At 62.0% G+C, this 16992-nt stretch carries 10 protein-coding genes and 1 tRNA gene; 7 read left to right on the forward strand and 4 right to left on the reverse strand.

Annotation, left to right across the window (positions count from 1 at the left end; translation table 11 throughout):
- The first annotated feature begins 5 nt into the window (after positions 1–5).
- The gene (locus Pla111_RS05525) at positions 6–2264 is read left to right on the forward strand and encodes an efflux RND transporter permease subunit (RefSeq protein ID WP_146572196.1); all 2259 of its coding nucleotides are present in this window, start codon (positions 6–8) and stop codon (positions 2262–2264) included.
- A gap of 222 nt (positions 2265–2486) precedes the next feature.
- On the forward strand, positions 2487–6209 hold the full coding sequence (locus Pla111_RS05530) for a hypothetical protein (RefSeq protein ID WP_146572198.1): 3723 nt from the start codon (positions 2487–2489) through the stop codon (positions 6207–6209).
- Positions 6210–6216: 7 nt separating this feature from the next.
- Here Pla111_RS05530 and Pla111_RS05535 read toward each other — a convergent pair whose 3' ends face one another.
- Complete coding sequence (locus Pla111_RS05535) at positions 6217–6981, reverse strand: CorA family divalent cation transporter (RefSeq protein ID WP_146572199.1); 765 nt, start codon at positions 6979–6981, stop codon at positions 6217–6219.
- Between the two features lie 392 nt (positions 6982–7373).
- Here Pla111_RS05535 and Pla111_RS05540 point away from each other — a divergent pair.
- Positions 7374–7447, forward strand: a tRNA-Pro gene (locus tag Pla111_RS05540).
- A 256-nt stretch (positions 7448–7703) separates the two neighbouring features.
- Here the strand turns inward: Pla111_RS05540 and hemP are convergent.
- The gene (gene hemP / locus Pla111_RS05545) at positions 7704–7907 is read right to left on the reverse strand and encodes a hemin uptake protein HemP (protein WP_146572201.1); all 204 of its coding nucleotides are present in this window, start codon (positions 7905–7907) and stop codon (positions 7704–7706) included.
- Positions 7908–8311: 404 nt separating this feature from the next.
- Between hemP and Pla111_RS05550 the strand changes: the two genes are divergently transcribed.
- From Pla111_RS05550 to Pla111_RS05565, 4 genes are read left to right on the forward strand one after another with little or no spacing between them, the layout of a single operon-like run.
- On the forward strand, positions 8312–9052 hold the full coding sequence (locus tag Pla111_RS05550) for a hypothetical protein (protein WP_146572203.1): 741 nt from the start codon (positions 8312–8314) through the stop codon (positions 9050–9052).
- A 16-nt stretch (positions 9053–9068) separates the two neighbouring features.
- A complete protein-coding gene (locus tag Pla111_RS05555) occupies positions 9069–10313 on the forward strand; it encodes a hypothetical protein (RefSeq protein WP_146572205.1) in 1245 nt (414 codons plus the stop codon).
- Positions 10310–11251: a DUF1559 domain-containing protein gene (locus Pla111_RS05560; RefSeq protein ID WP_146572798.1), complete on the forward strand. Its 942-nt coding sequence runs from the start codon at positions 10310–10312 to the stop codon at positions 11249–11251. Before Pla111_RS05555 ends, Pla111_RS05560 begins: the two co-directional genes overlap by 4 nt.
- 27 nt (positions 11252–11278) lie before the next feature.
- Positions 11279–12907, forward strand: a complete 1629-nt coding sequence (locus tag Pla111_RS05565) for a hypothetical protein (RefSeq protein WP_146572206.1) — start codon at positions 11279–11281, stop codon at positions 12905–12907.
- 213 nt (positions 12908–13120) lie between these two features.
- Here the strand turns inward: Pla111_RS05565 and Pla111_RS05570 are convergent, their stop codons facing one another.
- Both Pla111_RS05570 and Pla111_RS05575 read right to left on the reverse strand, forming a co-directional pair.
- Positions 13121–14971, reverse strand: a complete 1851-nt coding sequence (locus Pla111_RS05570; protein WP_146572208.1) for a hypothetical protein — start codon at positions 14969–14971, stop codon at positions 13121–13123.
- A 38-nt stretch (positions 14972–15009) separates the two neighbouring features.
- The gene (locus Pla111_RS05575) at positions 15010–16911 is read right to left on the reverse strand and encodes a sodium:solute symporter family protein (protein WP_146572210.1); all 1902 of its coding nucleotides are present in this window, start codon (positions 16909–16911) and stop codon (positions 15010–15012) included.
- Between the last annotated feature and the right edge of the window lie 81 nt (positions 16912–16992).

Here is a 16992-nt window from a genome sequence, read left to right on the forward strand (position 1 = left end):
ACTCTATGGAAAGCGTCGCCAATCTGTTTGTCCGCTTCCGTCCGCTTGTCGGGTGGATGCTGCTGATCGTGACCGCGGTTGCTGCGCTCGGCTATCTGCTTCCGCTGAAGAACCAGCATCCGCTGGAGCGTTACGAATCACCGCTCGAGGACGAGCCTCCGACCCAGTCGGAAGTGGTTCAGAGCCGCTTCAATCTGGCTGGCAGCGACGCCTTTATGGTGATCGAGTCAGACCAGCTGTTCACCCCGCAATCGATCTCAGCTGTCCGTAAGCTGGTGGCGTCGGTCGAAGCTCTCGATTTTGTGGACAGCGTGTTCTGGGCCGACCGGGTCCCGGTGCTCAACGTCTTCGGCTTCGCCGATCCACTGATTCCGCCGGACGACGCCTCGCCCGAGGCCTTCGCCCAGGCGGGCGAGCGGCTGCGCAACCACGCGCTGGCAGGACAGCTGATCTCGGATGACGGCCGCGCACTGCTGTTGCCGATCGTCTACGACTGGCTGCGGATTGATGACGCCTATCAGACGACCGAACAGGTTCTGTCTGCTGCTCGGAACGCGATCAACACGACCCAAACCGATCTGCGTGTAAGGCTTACCGGTCGGGCACCGCTGTTTATCGACCAGCACAGCGCATTTAGCCGTAACCAGATCGTCTTTCAAGTGATCGGCTACTCGCTCGCGTTGGTGTTGGCATCGATCATGTTCCGGGGCTTGGCGGCGGTGCTGGTTGTCGCGGCGGCTCCGTGCCTGGGCGTCTTCTGGACACTGGGGTTGGTAAAACTCTTTGGCGTGCCTGCCAATCCGCTCGCCGAGATTGTGATGCCGGTCATGGTCGCGATGGTCGGCTTGACGGACGGCGTGCACCTGCTGGTGCATATCCGCCGGCGGCGTGTCGCGGGAGATGAGCCGCTCGAGGCTGCGCGTTCGGCGATCGAGAAGGTGGGGCTCGCGTGTTGGCTCACGTCGCTCACCACCGCGATTGGCTTCGCGTCGTTGTTGCTGGCGCGGTCGGACTATGTGCAAGACTTTGGCCGCGTGTGCTGCCTGGGCGTGTTCATCGCTTTCGTGGCGGTTGTCTCGTTCATCCCCTGGGTCGCGAGCACTTGGGTCGGAAGATACATCGAGCGGGGCCAGGAACGCGACTTGATCGGCAAGGGGGTTGAGCAGCTACGCGGACTGATCAATGCCATGCTCGCCCGGCGCTGGAGTGTGAGTATCGTCTCGGTACTGATTACGGTAGCACTCGCGGCGTTTTCGCTGAGGCTGACTCCCGACAACCGCATGAAGTCAGCGCTGCCCGCTTCGAGCCAGTCTTATCAAGCGCTCGAGTACTGCGACGATCATTTCGGCGGGATCGAGTTTTTTCGCGTTGAGATCGCTTGGCCGGAGGCGATCGCCTCCGATGACCCCTCAATACTCGGGGTTATTCGCGAGGCAGAGCGTTTGGTGGGCGACGAGCCCCTGCTGAGCCGACCGTTATCAGTACGGACGATGCTCTCTTCGTTTCCAGGTGATGCGGATGATCTGGCTACGCAAGCGACTTTCCTCTCGCTCATGCCGCGCGAGCTGAAGAATTTTTTCTATAACGAAACACGTCGCTGGGCGGTGGTGACCATACGCATGCAAGATCGGGGTATCGCCAAATACGCCCCCGTGTTCACGCGGCTTGAGCAAGGGCTTGCCGAGATCGCCGCCGCGAATCCTGGGTTCGAGCTGCGGTTGGATGGCCAGCCGGTCAAGATCGCGAAGGATCTTTTTCAGATCGTGACCGACCTGCGAGCGAGCTTGGGAGCCGCATCGCTGGTCATTCTCTTGGTCCTCGGCGTGGTCTATCGATCGGTACGGGTTGGTTTGCTTTCGGTGGTGCCAAACGTCTTTCCGCTCGCGGCAACCGGCGCGTTGCTTTACTTCACGGGTGAATCGCTCGACATGTCGAGTGTCTGCGCGTTTGTCGTTTGTTTGGGCATCGCGGTGGATGACACCATCCATTTTCTCTCTAGGTTTCGTCAGGAGTTGGCGATCGATGGCGATGTCCACGCAGCCATCCGCCGTGCCTTTGTGGGGGTGGGGGCAGCGCTGGTCATGACGACGGTCATCTTGTGCTGTGGTTTTGGGACGATGTTGCTTAGCGATCTGCCCGGGCACCGCACGTTTGCGGCAATGGCGTGCTCGACGATCGCGGCGGCCGTGGTGGGGGATTTAATCGCTCTGCCGGCGTTGCTTTCGTGTTTTCACCCCTCGGGAAAGCGGCGTCCGCCCGCGTGACCCCCCCAGACGGACCTCTTCTGCCCTGCTGCCTCCGGGAAAGATTCATCCATTCGGGCGAAAAACTGTGACGGATGCGCGGGGTTTGAGCCCCGATTAGTTACGCTGAAGGGAGCTTTTGGCTCACGCTGGTAAGGCGCGGGGGCAAGATCAGAGCGTTCAACACGCTCCTGATCGAAGGCGACGGAACACGAGACCAATTCACCGAGGCAAATTCACGTGATGTACCGCGCTATCGGTACGCGACGTCCAGACCACCCGTTACACCTCGAGTCTCTCGAACCGCGGATCGTGCTCGACGCGGCGGGGGTAGTGGTGGGCGATGCGCAATTCCTGCGCTACGACGATGGCGTCTTCGGGACCCTGTCTCCATCGTTCTCGCGCGACGTCGCGACGATTGATCGCAACGGAGCCCCGCTCGCCGCCGACGAGCGTCGCTTTGGCGAGGCGTTGCCGTTGGTAGCCGACCTCGAGTGGACCAACACCGGAGTACAGCTAGGCAGCACCGGGGTCTTTGAGGTGCTCGCCTCGGGTTGGGATCACGACGGCGTTACGCCCCTCATGGTGGTGCAGGGTGTTTCGGCACAGGCTTTGATTATTTATCGAGGCAATGATTTTACCGAGGTGGCGCGCCTTTCGTATGCCGGAGGCGATCTGCTGGAAGGCGAACTGCCCGGACGACGCTACGTTCCGCGTGCGGCGATCGTCTATCACGGCTTGATTGTTATCGGCGCGCAGCGATACGAGAACACGGCCAGCGGCGACAAAGAAGTTGGCATCGATTTTTTCACGACGCAAGACCTCGGGCAGACGCTCTCGCTTGTGCCGCAGGCAGACGGCAGCCCGGTGACCCCGTCGTATCCCGATGGCGTCGCCGATGGTTCGACGCAGTTACGCACCTGGTCCTTCATGAATCCGTTTCCGGTGCAAGGCATCGAAGACACGAACGCCGCTTGGTTCCCCTGGGCGGATTACATCGACAAGCGTTTCGATCCTCAAGGCGGACAGGTTGGCCTGTTTCGGGCCGACCGTGACGCGCTGACAGGCGAATGGATTGTGCGTCCGAATCGCGTCCTCGTGACCGACTGGGTTGCCGCGGATGCAGGCGGGTTCCACGTGCATACCGCCGCGATCACTACGGGGGGGGTACTCTCGCACTGGGGCGATGTTGGTTATCGCAATAAGACCGACTTTCATCAGATCGACCTGGAAAACTACGAGACGGCTCCGGTCGTGACCACGACCGTCTTTGGCGGTTACACGTCCGACACCGCGATCAATCGCACGGCTCCTCAACCCGTTTCGGCGGCACCGGCACCGACACCGGGCGGCCATTTCGCCTCGGGCGATAACACGCCCGACCAGATTCTGGAGTTCGGTGCGCTCACTACCACTAGCGACGCCCTGGAGATCGATACGCAGGTCTATCAGCCTTATCGCAATCGCTCGGGCAATCGCTTCTCTGGCATGGAGATCCTGCATCTTCAGTGGCTGCAAGGAGTCGGCTATGCTTCGGGGTCGTGGGTCGATCCGATGTACCATTTTTCGCCTGACGGAGAGCGGTGGGCGGCCGTCCAGCTACCGGACAGCCTTAAGGGACGGCTGTGGTTGTTCGGTGATCGGATGGTGGTTCTCAACGGACGCGAGTTCGTGACGGCCCCCTTGCCACAGATTGATGAGGTCTCGCCGCTGCGCTTGTCGCCGGGCGGTACGAATCGTGTCGCACCAACACTCGAGGCGCAGAATCCGATCGGTGCGGGCGCAACCTTCCGACAGGTTTGGTTTCAAGACGGTTTATGGCGCTATGCGGACACAAACGTACCGCTCGTCCATCAGACCGATCCGCCCCCTTTTCTCTCCGAGGCCCCGGTTTATGAAGTAGTAGTCGGCTCCACGATGGACCTCGGCACGTGGTACTTGCAACCCAGCGGCCAGCAGCAGTCGCTGAGCGAATCACAGCTGATTGACGCTTGGGTTGCGAATCTCGGTAGCCAGTCAGCGACCGTCTCGATGAATCTGGGCATCTTGAACGCGGGGGTTGGTGGTTTCTTGGGGCAGTCCGGTCACGAGGTTGCGGACAACGTCGATTGGACGCCGATTGGCGTCAACGGCAAGACGGGAACGAACAGCAGTGGCCGAGTGTTGTTGGATCTTTCGACGCTCACAATCAATCCCGGAGCACAGTTTCTGCTGGCGATCCCCTACTTCGGCGAACTCGATACGCCCCCCTATCCGTTGGCACCGCAGGCGACCGGCTCAAACGAACTCGAGTTGGCGTCCGGATTTTCAACCGGCAAGGATTGGTCCGCGGGAGTTGTCTTTCGCTGGCCAGAGAACGCTCCGATGGGGGGCTCGGACCGGATGCCAATCGGCAGCCTTCTGGGCCCCACCGGCGACGTCGTTGAACTGAGTGTTCTCTATGGTCGCGGAGAGCGTGGGCTGCTGCGTGCCGACTTCTACCATTCCGGAGCCCTCGTCAAGACGATCCAGGTTGAGCAGCCGATTCTGCTGCGCGGCGATTGGGTGGAGCTGGTGGTTAGCTCCGGCGAGTTGGGCAGCGTGCTCTCGGCTTCGGTTGCCGGTCGCACTCCGACGAGCGTGAGTGTGGCGGGAGAAATCGATCTGCAGCTCAACAGCTTTGTCTGGGCTTCGCGTGATGGCGCGACGGTCACAGCACTCGAGGCGGCCCTCTTGGTGGTCGATGCCGACGAGGCCTGGACCGCCGACCAGCAGCGGGAATGGCTTCGCGGTTCGCTGAACGAGAAGTCGGTCTTCCGGGCGAAGCCAGCCCCGGGCGACTTTAACTCAGACGGTGTGGTCAACGCGGCGGATCGCGCTGTGTGGGAGGCAACCCTCTTTGTGCCCAACCCCGGCGGACCCGGCGACGCCAACGACGATGGCTTCGTGGATCAAGTGGATGGCGACCTGTGGCGTGAGCAATACGGTCAGGTAGCGATGATGCACGCCGACGCGAACTGTGACAAAGTGGTGGATGTCGCCGACTACACCGTGATCCGCGATGCGATGGGCAAACCGTTGCCTCCTCGTCCGGGCGATGGTAACCGCGATGGGGTGGTTGATTTCGACGATTACGCTCTGTGGGCCTCAGAGTACGGACAGACGGGACCGCAGCTTGCCATGGACGGCAATAACGACGGTGTCGTCGATCTGGCGGACTACACCTTCTGGAGTGATAACTTCGGAGCAACCTATCCGAATGATCCGGCCGATGTCGATCGGAGCGGCACCGTTGATCAGACCGACTACGCCTTATGGGTGGTGGGATACGGCGGAGAAGAGCAAACCCTCTCGGCTGACTTCAATGAAGACGGCATAGTCGACCTCGCCGACTACACTATCTGGCGCGACAACCGCGGCCCTCAAGTGATCCCCGGTACGGGTGCCGACGGAAGCCGCAACGGCTACGTCGATGCGGCTGATCTACTGATCTGGCAAGACGCACTCGGGACGATCTATCCAACATTGGCCGATTTGTTGGCGACACCCCTGGCAGCTAATTCGATGAGCGCGGCGGTTGCCTATACCGACGTTCCCGAGGTAGCCCCCGCGACCGCCAGCGTGTTGCGGATCGTGAAGGAGCCCGAAACGCTCATTCTTGAAGCAATTCACAGCCCCCCGGAATCAGCACACGACGAGACGGTTGCGACTAGCAGCGAGCGTCTTCCCTCGGCAGCGTTAGAGGTCTCGGCCTTGGAAGGGGTAGCAGACCGCACCGAACGCCAGCGGGTCTTTGCCTACCGGTTCAGAACAAACGCCCGGGCTGCCAACCTCATGCTGTTGAACAAGCCTTCGGCGGCGGTTGGGCCGACGGGTGCCTCGGCAGATGGGGCGCAAGCCTATGACGAAGCGTTCGCCGACCACGCCGAACGTTCTAGCGATACGCCCTTTGCCTCACGGCTGGTGTCGCGTCTGCGCCGTCGCTAAAGGCTTGTTACTTTCGGGTGATGAAGCCGGCGAAGATCACGCCGAGCAAGAGGCCGACGCCCAGAATGATGAGCATCGGCACGGGGGCCGAGGCGGCGTCGTATTCCTCAAGACCGTGCTTTAGCTCCATGCCGAAGACGGCTGTGAGGGTCGCCAGCGGAAAAAAGAACGCGGCCAGAACGTTCAAGCGATGCGCCGACTTTGCCTGCCGATCCGACGAAGCTGCCTGCTGTTCGGCCCGCCGGGCAATGATGTAATCAAGCGTGTTCTTGGCGTCTTGTTGCAACAGCTCCAGCCGCCGGGTGAGGGTGTAGGCACGATCGCGGATTAGAATCAGCTGGCGGTCGTTTGGCGCGGCCTCGCGCGCCGCTTGTAGCACGCCGTGCAAGTGATGAGCGGCCCGCACCAACGGATTGAGCGCCGAGAGCAGTGCGAGCCCCTCGCGGGCGGTGTCGGTGTCGTCTTGTTGACGATCGATCTGGTTCGCGAGCGCTTCGTACTCTCCGATCAGATCGCCGACCGGCGGTTCGCTGTGCTTAAGCGAATTCGGCTTCCAGAGTCCTTCGGGGCTTCGCCAGTAGATACGACCAGCGCGTGCGTCTTCGTCCGGCCGCGGCGGTGAGTGTAGCAACAGCAGTAGATGGCCATCCGCCTTCATGAGCCGTTGACGACCGATGTCGTTGCCCAACCGATCTCGAAAGCTCTGCGGAACCGTCCAGGCCTTAGGCAGCAGAGGCTCGGCCGCAACGGGTGTCGCCGGTTTATCGTTCATGTCGAGGCTCGTTGATCACGCGAGGGTTTGTACCGCGTCTGAACGGGGCGGTAGGGGCAAGTTCTCGTGCTCAACCCCGGAAGGCAAACCTAGCGTCGCGGCATCGGCGAGCCAATCGAACCTCGCACGCCGCCAACACCCTTCAGAGCGACCGACGATCCGCGGAATTCACGCGGAACCAGCGCCAGCGACCGGGGGGATTCGCCGCGTAAGCACCAGCCGACCCCGCAAGCACCGAGCAAATAGCTCGCCCGAATCGCTGCGCCGATACGCCGCGGATGGGTCGGGCGGCCATCATCGCTGTTAGCGGGGCGTTGTGGCTTTACGCCGGTTTCGGAGAGGGGCTGGGGGTTGCGGGGCGCTGCGTCTGCGGCTAGCTTCACGGGACTTGTCGGGCCGTGGCGCAGGCTGGTAGCGCGTTTGACTGGGGGTCAAAAGGTCGCAGGTTCGAATCCTGTCGGCCCGACTTTTTAAGCATCAGGTCAGCAACGACTTACGTCGATCTGCTGGCAGCCGGCGAAAGCCATTACGGTTTTTCAACACCGTTTTCTTCTCTTCCGACGCCCGCTTGGCCGATCGTGCACGCGGGTGACCGGTGCCCTTTAGGTGGTGGCCTAACGGCCAGATCTTCGATCGGCCCCAAGAATCGTTTGTAGGGGGCAGGTCGCTGCCCTTTTGCACCCCCTTGGCAAGCGTTCCCTAGCCGCCTCCCGCTGCGGCTCTCACTTCTGCAGCAGCAGCTTGCCGTTCTTGGTCATGATCAGCCGGTAGTGCTCGTCCGCGTGAGCGATGAGCACGGTTCGCGCGCTGCCGAAGAGGTCGGAGGACTTGACCGTGCGAGTCAGTACGGCGGCGGTGGGGCAGCGACCGACCTGCACCGGGACCGCTTCGGAAGGTTCGTTTGTCGGTTGAGAGGGCTCGGTCATCGGACTCGGGCTGCAGGGCAGCATTTTTTTAGAAAGCAGCTCTTGCGTTAATTCGTCGGTTCGCTAAGTTACTGCTGATGCGACTTAGTCGCAATAAGTAATTCACGTGATTCGCCTGCGGATCACGTCCCGCCGCCAGCTAGGCCCCTCGATCCCTTCCCTCCCCTTCTCGTGGGGAGTGATCGTTCGGAGTCATCGCCAGCCAACGGGAGTTGTCGCACTTGCCGGGGTCCTCGTGACCTTGGGCCGGGCGTAACCCGTTTTCTGTTAGCGAGACTCGCGATGAGGCTGACCGATCTTTACCGCCCTACTGGGGCGGCAGCGGCTTGCCGGAAAGACCCGGCCTCTGCGTGCACGCCCCCGGTCGCGGTGGGCTGACCCAACCTCCTTTACCGCCATCCACGATGGCCGAGGAACACAATCGGATGCGTCTGCTATTGGCTATGGGTTGTGCTTTAGTACTTCCCTGTGGCGTCCTTTCCGCGGCGGTCTTCGACCTTGCGAGCGCCACCGATCTATTCGTCCCCACCTTTCGTGGCAACGCCCATACGACGTGGGTCGGCTGGGATACGTTCGACGACGGCGGGACGCTATCGGAGGTCATCAACGACACCACCCCCGACCTGGGCACCGATCCAGGTTCGTTCGTGACGACCTCTGGCGAAGACCATCTCTCTGGCTCTGGCAACTACTACAGCGGAGGAACGCCGGTCGCTGAGACCGTCACTTTTGCGACCCATGCCGGTGTGGATGGCTTCACCACGGTGATCGTCCAGGCGATGACGCTTTTTGGCGGCTGGGGCGATGTGGTGCAGTTTGGCACGATCGACGGCGTGGCTCCGATCCTTGTGCTTCAGTCCGACAACCAGCGGACGAGCTTTGGTACGACGGGGGGCTCGCTTTTCGTCAAGTACGAAATCGCCGGACCGATCACGACACCGGAGTTTGCGATCACGACTTCGGGCTTCGGAAGCCCTACCTCGTTTGACCAGCTCGTCATCGACACCCTCTGGTCGCCGACAGGCTATGCCACGGATACCGCCGTCGCGACTCCCGAGCCGGCATCCACGATAGCAGCACTGATCGCGATTGTCGGCTTTGCCGTTCGGCCGCGTCGTTGGTCGTCCCCATCCCTGCGGCGGTGATCCAGAGAGGTTAACGATGAACAAGCGATCCCTTCGACGCTTCGCCCGCGGCCTTTTACTTACCGTGGCAACCGCCACCGTGAGCGAACTGAAGGCAGCGACAGCGTTTTGGAACGAAGGCCCCGAGGTGGATGCGTGGATCTACAGCAGCTCGACGGGCAATGCCGGTACCCGGAGCCGTGCCCCGACATTCGGGGGAGTCTTCGTTGATCCGAACACGGAGCGGTTCTTTCGCTCCGGCACAGGACAGTCGTCGCGCCTCGGCATGGGGCTGTATGGCTTCGAGACCATCGATCAAGTCACCCCGGGGCTTGCGCCCGTGCGTTACGCGATCGAGTCGGTCACCTTGACCGTGTGGGCAAACAAGGCGGGGCCGTCATCAAGCCCGCTTGTTTATCACCACCAACCCAAGTCGGCCGCCGATCTCTTGGCAGAGGCGCTCGGCGGTGGAGTCTCTTCTGCGCAGCCGATGGAGTTGTTTGGCGTAGGGTTCCTGCAGGACAGTTATGCGGGCTTTGATCTTGGTGTCGTCACGCACGGCAATCGTTACGACGAAGCCTCGAATCCCTATCCGGGTGGGCACTACGGCGTGTATCCGATCGTTGGCGATGGCCTGGGCGGCTACGCCGATGTTTCGAACAGCTACTCGGGCGGCTACAGCGCGACCGCACCCGACGGCGAGACCGACCCGTTCACCGCAGTGCCTTGGTCGATCGGCACAACGAATGCTGCGCCGGGGGAAGCGATAACCGGCATCAACACGTTCACCTTTGAGATTGATCTCAGCCAAGCCGGAGTCGTGGCGTACGTTCAGCGTTCGCTAGCCGAAGGAGTGGTGGGCTTCATGCTCTCGTCGATGCACGCCGCCGCGCAGGAGGGTTTTGGTGGTCCGGCCTACCCTGACTGGCGCACGCGCGAGGGAGCGTCGGGCCTGGCGTTTCCGACGCTTGCAATCGACTACGAGATTCTCCCCGTCACCGGCGACTACAACGCCGATGGGACGGTCAACAGCGCTGACTATGCCACCTGGTCGAGGGCTTTCGGCACCTCGGTAGCCGTCGGCACTGGGGCCGACGGGAACGCCGACGGGCTGATCGATCTTGCCGACTACACCGTGTGGCGTGATGCCTACGCCGTAGCGGTTACGGCGGCGGCGATTCCCGAACCTGCCACCGGAGGGATGGTTCTTGCCGGGGTTGCCACCATCGCCTTTTTTGCGGGAACCCCGACGCTCTCAAGGCCACGGAGACCGCGACGATGAAGTGCCCTAAAAGAAGTGGATTCACGCTGGTCGAGCTGCTGGTGGTTATCGCGATCGTCGGCATCCTGATTGCGCTCTTGCTGCCGGCGGTTCAGGCAGCCCGAGAGACCGCTCGGCGGTGCAGCTGTCGGAGCAACCTGCGGCAGTTGGGTCTCGCCACGCTCAACTACCACGACACTCACCGCCACCTGCCGCCGCCGAAAGCCGGCGACGCCGCGGCGACTTCGGACCGCGGAGGAACGCTTGTTGTTCTGCTGCCCTATTTGGAAGAGGCCGCCTTATACAGCGGCTATGACTTTGAGGCCCCGATCACGGACCCGGTCAACACGCCGATAACGACCGCGCTGATCGCCACTTATCTGTGTCCGTCGATGCGACTGCCAACGCTTGGCCCCCAAGGTGCAGGTCAAGCCTTCGGGCCGGGAAGCTACTTGATTTCGACCCGCACCCACTATCAAGCCATGTACGAGCCGAACGGGGCGTTCGATTACATGGTGGCCGGCAAACCTTACGCGCTCGGGCTTGAAGACATTACCGACGGCACCTCGAAGACCCTCCTTGCCGGAGAGATCAACTATGCCTTTGAGGCAATCGACCCTGTCCCCACCACAGAGGATCAAGCTGCCGGTGGCTTTGCCTGGGCGCAGGGATACTGGCTGCGTGCTTGGGGCCATATGAGCACCCCCGCTCAAGACGACGACAGTTTTTTTCCGGCAGAACGTGAGGCCCTCTATCGCCTTTACAACAACCAATCGGAAGAAGACTACCTCGACCCTTCCAGCCGCCGCACGTTTCGGAGCGACCACTCGGACGGTGTGAACTTCGTGCTGCTCGACGGTTCGGTGCGCTACTTGCCAAGCGCGGCGGAACCCGGAGTCCGCCGCGCGCTGGTGACCCGTGCTGGTCAAGAGGTCGCCTCGGCGGCCGACTATTTCTAATCAATCCACCCCCGACGAATTATCTTCATGTTTCGCCTAGTAGTTTTTGTGGCTTCACTCGCCGTCGCAACAACGACCGCCGCTCACTTTCCCTGGCTATATGTTGCCGACGACTCAGAGCCGCGGCTCTTCTTTGGTGAGGGCCTCGATCACCGCGAGTACCACCTTCCCGACGCGGTGGCAGGTGCCGAAGTCTGGCAGGAGGCGATCGATGCCCCCGCTCTGCGGCTGGAGATGGAGCCGCTCGAAGAAGAGGGCTTTCTTGGCCTCGCTGCTAGTCAGCAAATCGAGCCGCGGGGGTTCTTGCGCACCACGATCGACTATGGCAACTACCACGGTTCGCGGTTGATCTACGACGCTCAGCACTTCCCGGCTGAGAATCCTGAGGCCTGGCCCGAACCGGTCTTGGCCCCCGAAGGGCTTTCGGCAACGCTCCGTGTTGAAGGTGACCAACTGGTGGTCGTCATCCTGCACAGCGGAGCCAAGCCGCTGACCGGGGCCAAGGTAACGCTCAGCAACGCCGAGGGAGGGCCGGGCCTATCGGCCGCTACCGATGACAACGGCAGCACGCGATTCAGCAGGGCGGCGATGATCGATGGCCTCAATGGTCTGATGGTGATGCACGTTGACAAGCGGGCCACAGGCGAGATTTCCGGCAAGGGCTATGCCTCCACAACACGCATCCTAACGGCCACGTTCAATTATCGATCGCGCGAGGCGGCCAAGGTGTCGGCCCTCCAACCACTGCCGCAGGCCGTCGCCAGCTTCGGTGCGGCGGTAAGCGAGGGGCAACTGTACGTGTATGGTGGTCACATCGGCCAAGCCCATGATCACTCGCGCGAGAACCTCTCGGGCTACTTCGGCCGCATCTCACTTGATGGCGGCGGGTGGGAGTCGCTCCCCGCCGGACCGCCGCTGCAAGGCCTTCCTTTGGTTGCCCATGAGGGCCAACTGTATCGCGTGGGGGGGCTGGATGCACGGAACGCCTCGGGAGAGGAAGAAGATCTGCACTCAGTGGATCAATTCGCACGCTTTGATCCTGGCACGGGGCGGTGGACCGACCTGCAGCCGCTGCCCGGTCCACGGTCTTCTCACAACGCCGCCGTCTTAAACGGGATACTCTACGTTGTTGGCGGATGGGCTCTTGCTGGGGATAGTGACGGTGAGTGGCAAGCGGGGGCGATCGCGTACGACCTCTGCTCGACCGATGCCGCCTGGATCACCTTGCCAGAGCCGCCGTTCAAACGCAGAGCGCTGGCGGTCAGTCATGTTGACGGGCAACTCGCCGTGCTGTGTGGCATGACTGAAGAGGCCCAGCTATCCAAGCAAGTCTTTTTTTACAATCCCGCATCGCGGTCGTGGTCGGAAGGTCCTGACTTCCCGGGGAGCGCCTTCGGGGGGTTTGGGCTCTCGGCCTGGAATCTCGACGGGAAACTGTACGCCGGCGGCATGGAGGGGGTCCTGTACCGTCTTGCCGAGGATCGGTCCGAGTGGGAAAAGGTGGACGAGTTCCAGACCAAACGCTTCTTTCACCAACTTGTTCCCGATGGACGGGGCGGCTTGTTCGCTGTCGCCGGGGCTTCGCCCACCGCGGGTCATACCGGATCGATCGAAAGGCTTGATCTTGTCTTTGCCGCACCAACAGCCCGTCGCTAAGCGGCCGAATAGCACGCTTTGAAAGGCTGCTGTTCAACCAGCCAATGAAATTGGGGCTCTAGGGCAGCGGGTGATCAAACCAGCGGAGACGGTTTGTTCAAACTGGCGGTGCGGTCCATGCCGACCGTGCTCCCGGAGAGACACAACCTACCGCACAACGACCAGCGCGATGTCACGCACAGCTCGTGCTCCCTGACGATTTGCCCCGATGATTTACTTTGAAGCGCCGTAGCGGATCTCAATTCGTGAAAGCTGCACCTCGCCGACCGCGCCATCGGGCATGCCGATCACAACCCGCTTCGCTCTTTCTCGAGGCACCACGTCGACTTGGATCGGGCACAGGTAGCCGTAGTCGCTCGACGCTCGGTCGGTTCCTGTGCGCGTGGCTTCTGCAGAGTGCAGGTCTCCCTCTGGCGAGTCAGCGAACGATACGGACAGCGGCGCCTGCCTCTCTGCCGCGAACATCAGCACCCGGACGCTATGTATTTGTGCGGGCACCACATATTCAACCTGTCCGCCCGCGGTTAGCGCGAGCCGATGCGCGTCTTCTTGCGTCTTGCGCGAGTCGCCCGAGCGGAGCAGCACCACCCCGCGCTTGGTGCTAAGGCGGGAGAGATCGCGGAGTTCATCGACAAGTAGCCGGTGATCCGCGACGTTGGGGCCGATCACATTCGAAGCGAGTGAGACGCCCGCGCTGTTCGCAGCAACCACCCGATAGCAAGCGGGCTGGCCCGCGTGGAGCGATTCATCGACGAACAGCGGGCGGTACTGGACGGCGGCGTCGCTCACGTCGTGCGCGATCGTTTGCCAGGGGCCGGTCGGCTGACTGGCACGCTCGATCTGGTAGCGGCTAGCGCCGGCGGATCCTTGCCAGCTCAGCACCCCCGCCTCGGGTGATTCGAGCAATCGGGGGGCGGTTGGGGCAGACAGCGCGGGGGTGGCGAGCCCCCGGATCCGGAATGCCGCGTCGCGCACCATGGCGATCGTTGGCCGCTCTCGATAAGGGTCCCCCGCCGCGAACCCCGGCCAGTGATAGGCCTTGAAGAGGTCCTCTCCCGAGGGTTCATGATGCCAGTAGAACCCCCCTTCGCGGCGGTGAAAACGCAGGCTCCAGTACAGCGCGCCCGAGACTCCCTGGTCGATTACCGTGTCGAGGATGTGCTGGGCCTCGGGCAGGGGGAGAAAGCCAAACTCGCCAACGAAATAGGCTTTCTTGCCGTCGATAATACGGATCGCCTCGAGCACGCTCGCGGCGTTGTTGTTGCCCGTGTTGGGGTAATGATGGGTGGTGATCACGTCGATGTTGGGATCTTCGAGCGACTCGAGCGGCGGCCCGTGCAGCGATCGGCCGTCGACGACGAGGTGATTCGGATCGAGCTGTTTGAGCAACGCCGCGATACGGCGGGTCCACGCGGGAGGGGCGTCGAGCTCGTTGCCGGTTTCCCAGCCGAAGAGCGCTTTGTCATCGCAATAGCGCACGCCCGTGAGCGTGTTCTTTCGTGTGACGATGAAGCGGACGGTTTCCTCGAAATCGGTGATGATTTGGGGGTCGGTCCAGAACGTGCCGCGCGGCTTGCCGCGGAACGCCTCGTACTGCTCGGTGCCGCCCCACCAACGCCAGTTATCGACCAGCGGGATGAGGATGCGGACCCCTTTTTCGTTCGCCACTTTCATGACGAGGTCGAGCGCGCGGAAGGCCTCTTCGTTGAAGCGTCCCGGGGCGAGCACGTGAACACCCTCGCCCATGTCGCCGTCAGTACGTCGCACACTGAGCACATAGGTGCGTGCGACCGTGCCGCCCATCTGCCGGACGGATTCGAGCGCGTCGTCGATCTCGAACTCATCGGGCCAGCGCCAGGGGGAGCGCCCGAAGAACGTAAAAGCGTCTTCCACACAGTGCAGATTGGGGATGTTCCACGAGACGAAGCGAAACTCGTTCGGGCCGTCGTAGAGTTTGCCGTCGCGCTGCGTGAGAAAATGCGCGCACTCCGTCGCTGGTGCCAGTCCCGCTCCAATGAGCAGCAAGGGCAAGCAATAAACCAATCGAAGCGCGGTGAGGGGCATGGCGTGGCTTCGTCTTCGAGGCGTACCGCGTAGGGCGTTTATGCTTCGTCCGGAGTCGTGCGGAGCAGTGTGGGGCGATAGCCCGGCGGGTAGTCTTGCAGGCGATCGTACCAGCGGAATTTCAGCCATACGGTACACACGACCACCGTGACCAGCGCGATCGTCAGGTTGCCATAATCCTTCAGCACCAGGTACATGCCAACCAGCGTCAGGGCGGTTTGCCAAGCGATCCCGACCGCGACGTTGGTTAGATCGCGTGCTGCATCGGTATTGGGTGTGGCGGCAGGGTGCTGGAGGGCGACACGGCGTTGGACCGGGCCCCAAAATCCCCACGGACGGACCCGCAGATAGAATTCATCGAGCACTTTGGGGCTGTCGGGCGGTGTGAGCAGCGTTCCGGCGAAGCAGCCGATCAGCGAGCTGCCCAGCACGATCGGAAACACGGCCAGGTTCTTTTCCAGCCCGAACAGCGTGGGCACGTCGCGGTAGACGGTGCCAAAGAGCACCGCAAACACGAGGGCAGCGACAATCCCTGCCGCCATTCCAAAGAAGTAGCCCCAGCCGTTGAAGCGCCACCAGTGCCACTTCAGCAGGTTGGCGGCGGTGTAGCCGCCGAACAGCGCCGCGACGATCCAGTTGACGATGTCTTTGAGGTTCTCAACAAAGAAGCCGAAGATGGTGCCGATGATGACCACCGCGATCGAGACAGCGTAGCTCATCCGCACATAGGTGCGGTCGTCGCCGTTGGGGTTGATGTAGCGCTTGTAGATGTCGTTCACCACATAGGCCGGCGCCGCGTTGACGGTGGCGGCGTAGGTGGACATGAAGGCCGCGAGCAGCGCCGCGATCAGCATACCGAACAGCCCGACGGGGATCAGATCACGCAGCGCCATGGGCAAAATGCGTTCGAAATCGACGGCATCCCCCATGGCGTTCAGGTCGTCAGAAAAGTACGCCAGCGCGAGCACCGTGAGGCCGGTGATGAGCATGTAGCGTGGCACGAGCAGCACGAGGCTCACCAGGCCGCTCATGAGCGCCGCTTCGCGCGGCGTGCGTGTCGAGAGGACGCGTTGCATGTCGTAGTTGGGGGCCGGCCCGGCCATGCTCTGCAGGCTGCCCTTGAAGAGCATCATGGTGAAGAACACGCCGAAGAGTCCCCAGCCGTCGCTAGCGATCTTTGTGTTGGCGGCTGCGAGCAGACTGGACCAATCCAGATCGAGCCGCCAGCCGAACCAAAGCTCGTTCCAGCCGGCAGGGGTGCGCTCCGCAAGCGTCTGGGTGGTGACCCTTTCCATGGCGATCAAGCCGACCCACACGCAGGCGATCAGCATAATGGCAAACTGCAGCACCTCGGTGAAAACGACACTCATCATGCCCCCCTTCACCACATAGAGCGTGGTCAGGATGGTCACGATCAGTCCGTACAGATTGGCGTTGAGGGTGGGGTCGGCAGAGAGCGCTAGCGCGGGCGGGACGAACTCAGCGGCGAACTTGCCGATGCCAACAAAACCATAAGCCAAGAAGCCGACCACGTTGATCAGCGCGAACGCAACTACCACAAGGTGCGACATCTGCGCACCGCGCCCCTCGCCAAAGCGGAAGCGTATCCACTCGGCACCGGTCATCACGCCCGATCGGCGGAGCCAGACCGACAGATAAACCATCATGAAGATCTGATTGAAGACAGGCCACAACCAGGGGATCCAGGCGCTCTTGAGCCCGTAGACAAACAGCAGATAAACCAGCCACATGGTGCCGCTGATGTCGAACATGCCCGAGGCGTTCGATAATCCGAGCAGGTACCAGGGGATTTTGTTGCCGCCGAGGAAGTAGGCCTCCAGGTTCTTTGAAGCCCGCCGCGAGACGGCCAATCCGATGCCGATCGTTGCGGCGATGTAGGCCAGCACGATCGCGGCATCGATGTAGTGCAGGCTTTCCATGACAAAGCGGCCGGAAGGATGCCGGCGCTGTCCTAACGAGGTGGCAAGGGAAGCGCGCCCGTGACCACCCTCGCGGGGCCG

This window comes from Botrimarina hoheduenensis (assembly GCF_007859815.1).
GTDB classification, from domain to species: Bacteria; Planctomycetota; Planctomycetia; order Pirellulales; family Lacipirellulaceae; genus Botrimarina; species Botrimarina hoheduenensis.

Excerpts from the sequence above, each read along its gene's own strand:
- Pla111_RS05525 (WP_146572196.1), top strand. The coding sequence starts at position 6 with ATGGAAAGCGTCGCCAATCTGTTTGTCCGCTTCCGTCCGCTTGTCGGG.
- Pla111_RS05530 (WP_146572198.1), top strand. The coding sequence starts at position 2,487 with ATGTACCGCGCTATCGGTACGCGACGTCCAGACCACCCGTTACACCTC.
- Pla111_RS05535 (WP_146572199.1), bottom strand. The coding sequence starts at position 6,981 with ATGAACGATAAACCGGCGACACCCGTTGCGGCCGAGCCTCTGCTGCCT.
- hemP (WP_146572201.1), bottom strand. The coding sequence starts at position 7,907 with ATGACCGAGCCCTCTCAACCGACAAACGAACCTTCCGAAGCGGTCCCG.
- Pla111_RS05550 (WP_146572203.1), top strand. The coding sequence starts at position 8,312 with ATGGCCGAGGAACACAATCGGATGCGTCTGCTATTGGCTATGGGTTGT.
- Pla111_RS05555 (WP_146572205.1), top strand. The coding sequence starts at position 9,069 with ATGAACAAGCGATCCCTTCGACGCTTCGCCCGCGGCCTTTTACTTACC.
- Pla111_RS05560 (WP_146572798.1), top strand. The coding sequence starts at position 10,310 with ATGAAGTGCCCTAAAAGAAGTGGATTCACGCTGGTCGAGCTGCTGGTG.
- Pla111_RS05565 (WP_146572206.1), top strand. The coding sequence starts at position 11,279 with ATGTTTCGCCTAGTAGTTTTTGTGGCTTCACTCGCCGTCGCAACAACG.
- Pla111_RS05570 (WP_146572208.1), bottom strand. The coding sequence starts at position 14,971 with ATGCCCCTCACCGCGCTTCGATTGGTTTATTGCTTGCCCTTGCTGCTC.
- Pla111_RS05575 (WP_146572210.1), bottom strand. The coding sequence starts at position 16,911 with ATGGAAAGCCTGCACTACATCGATGCCGCGATCGTGCTGGCCTACATC.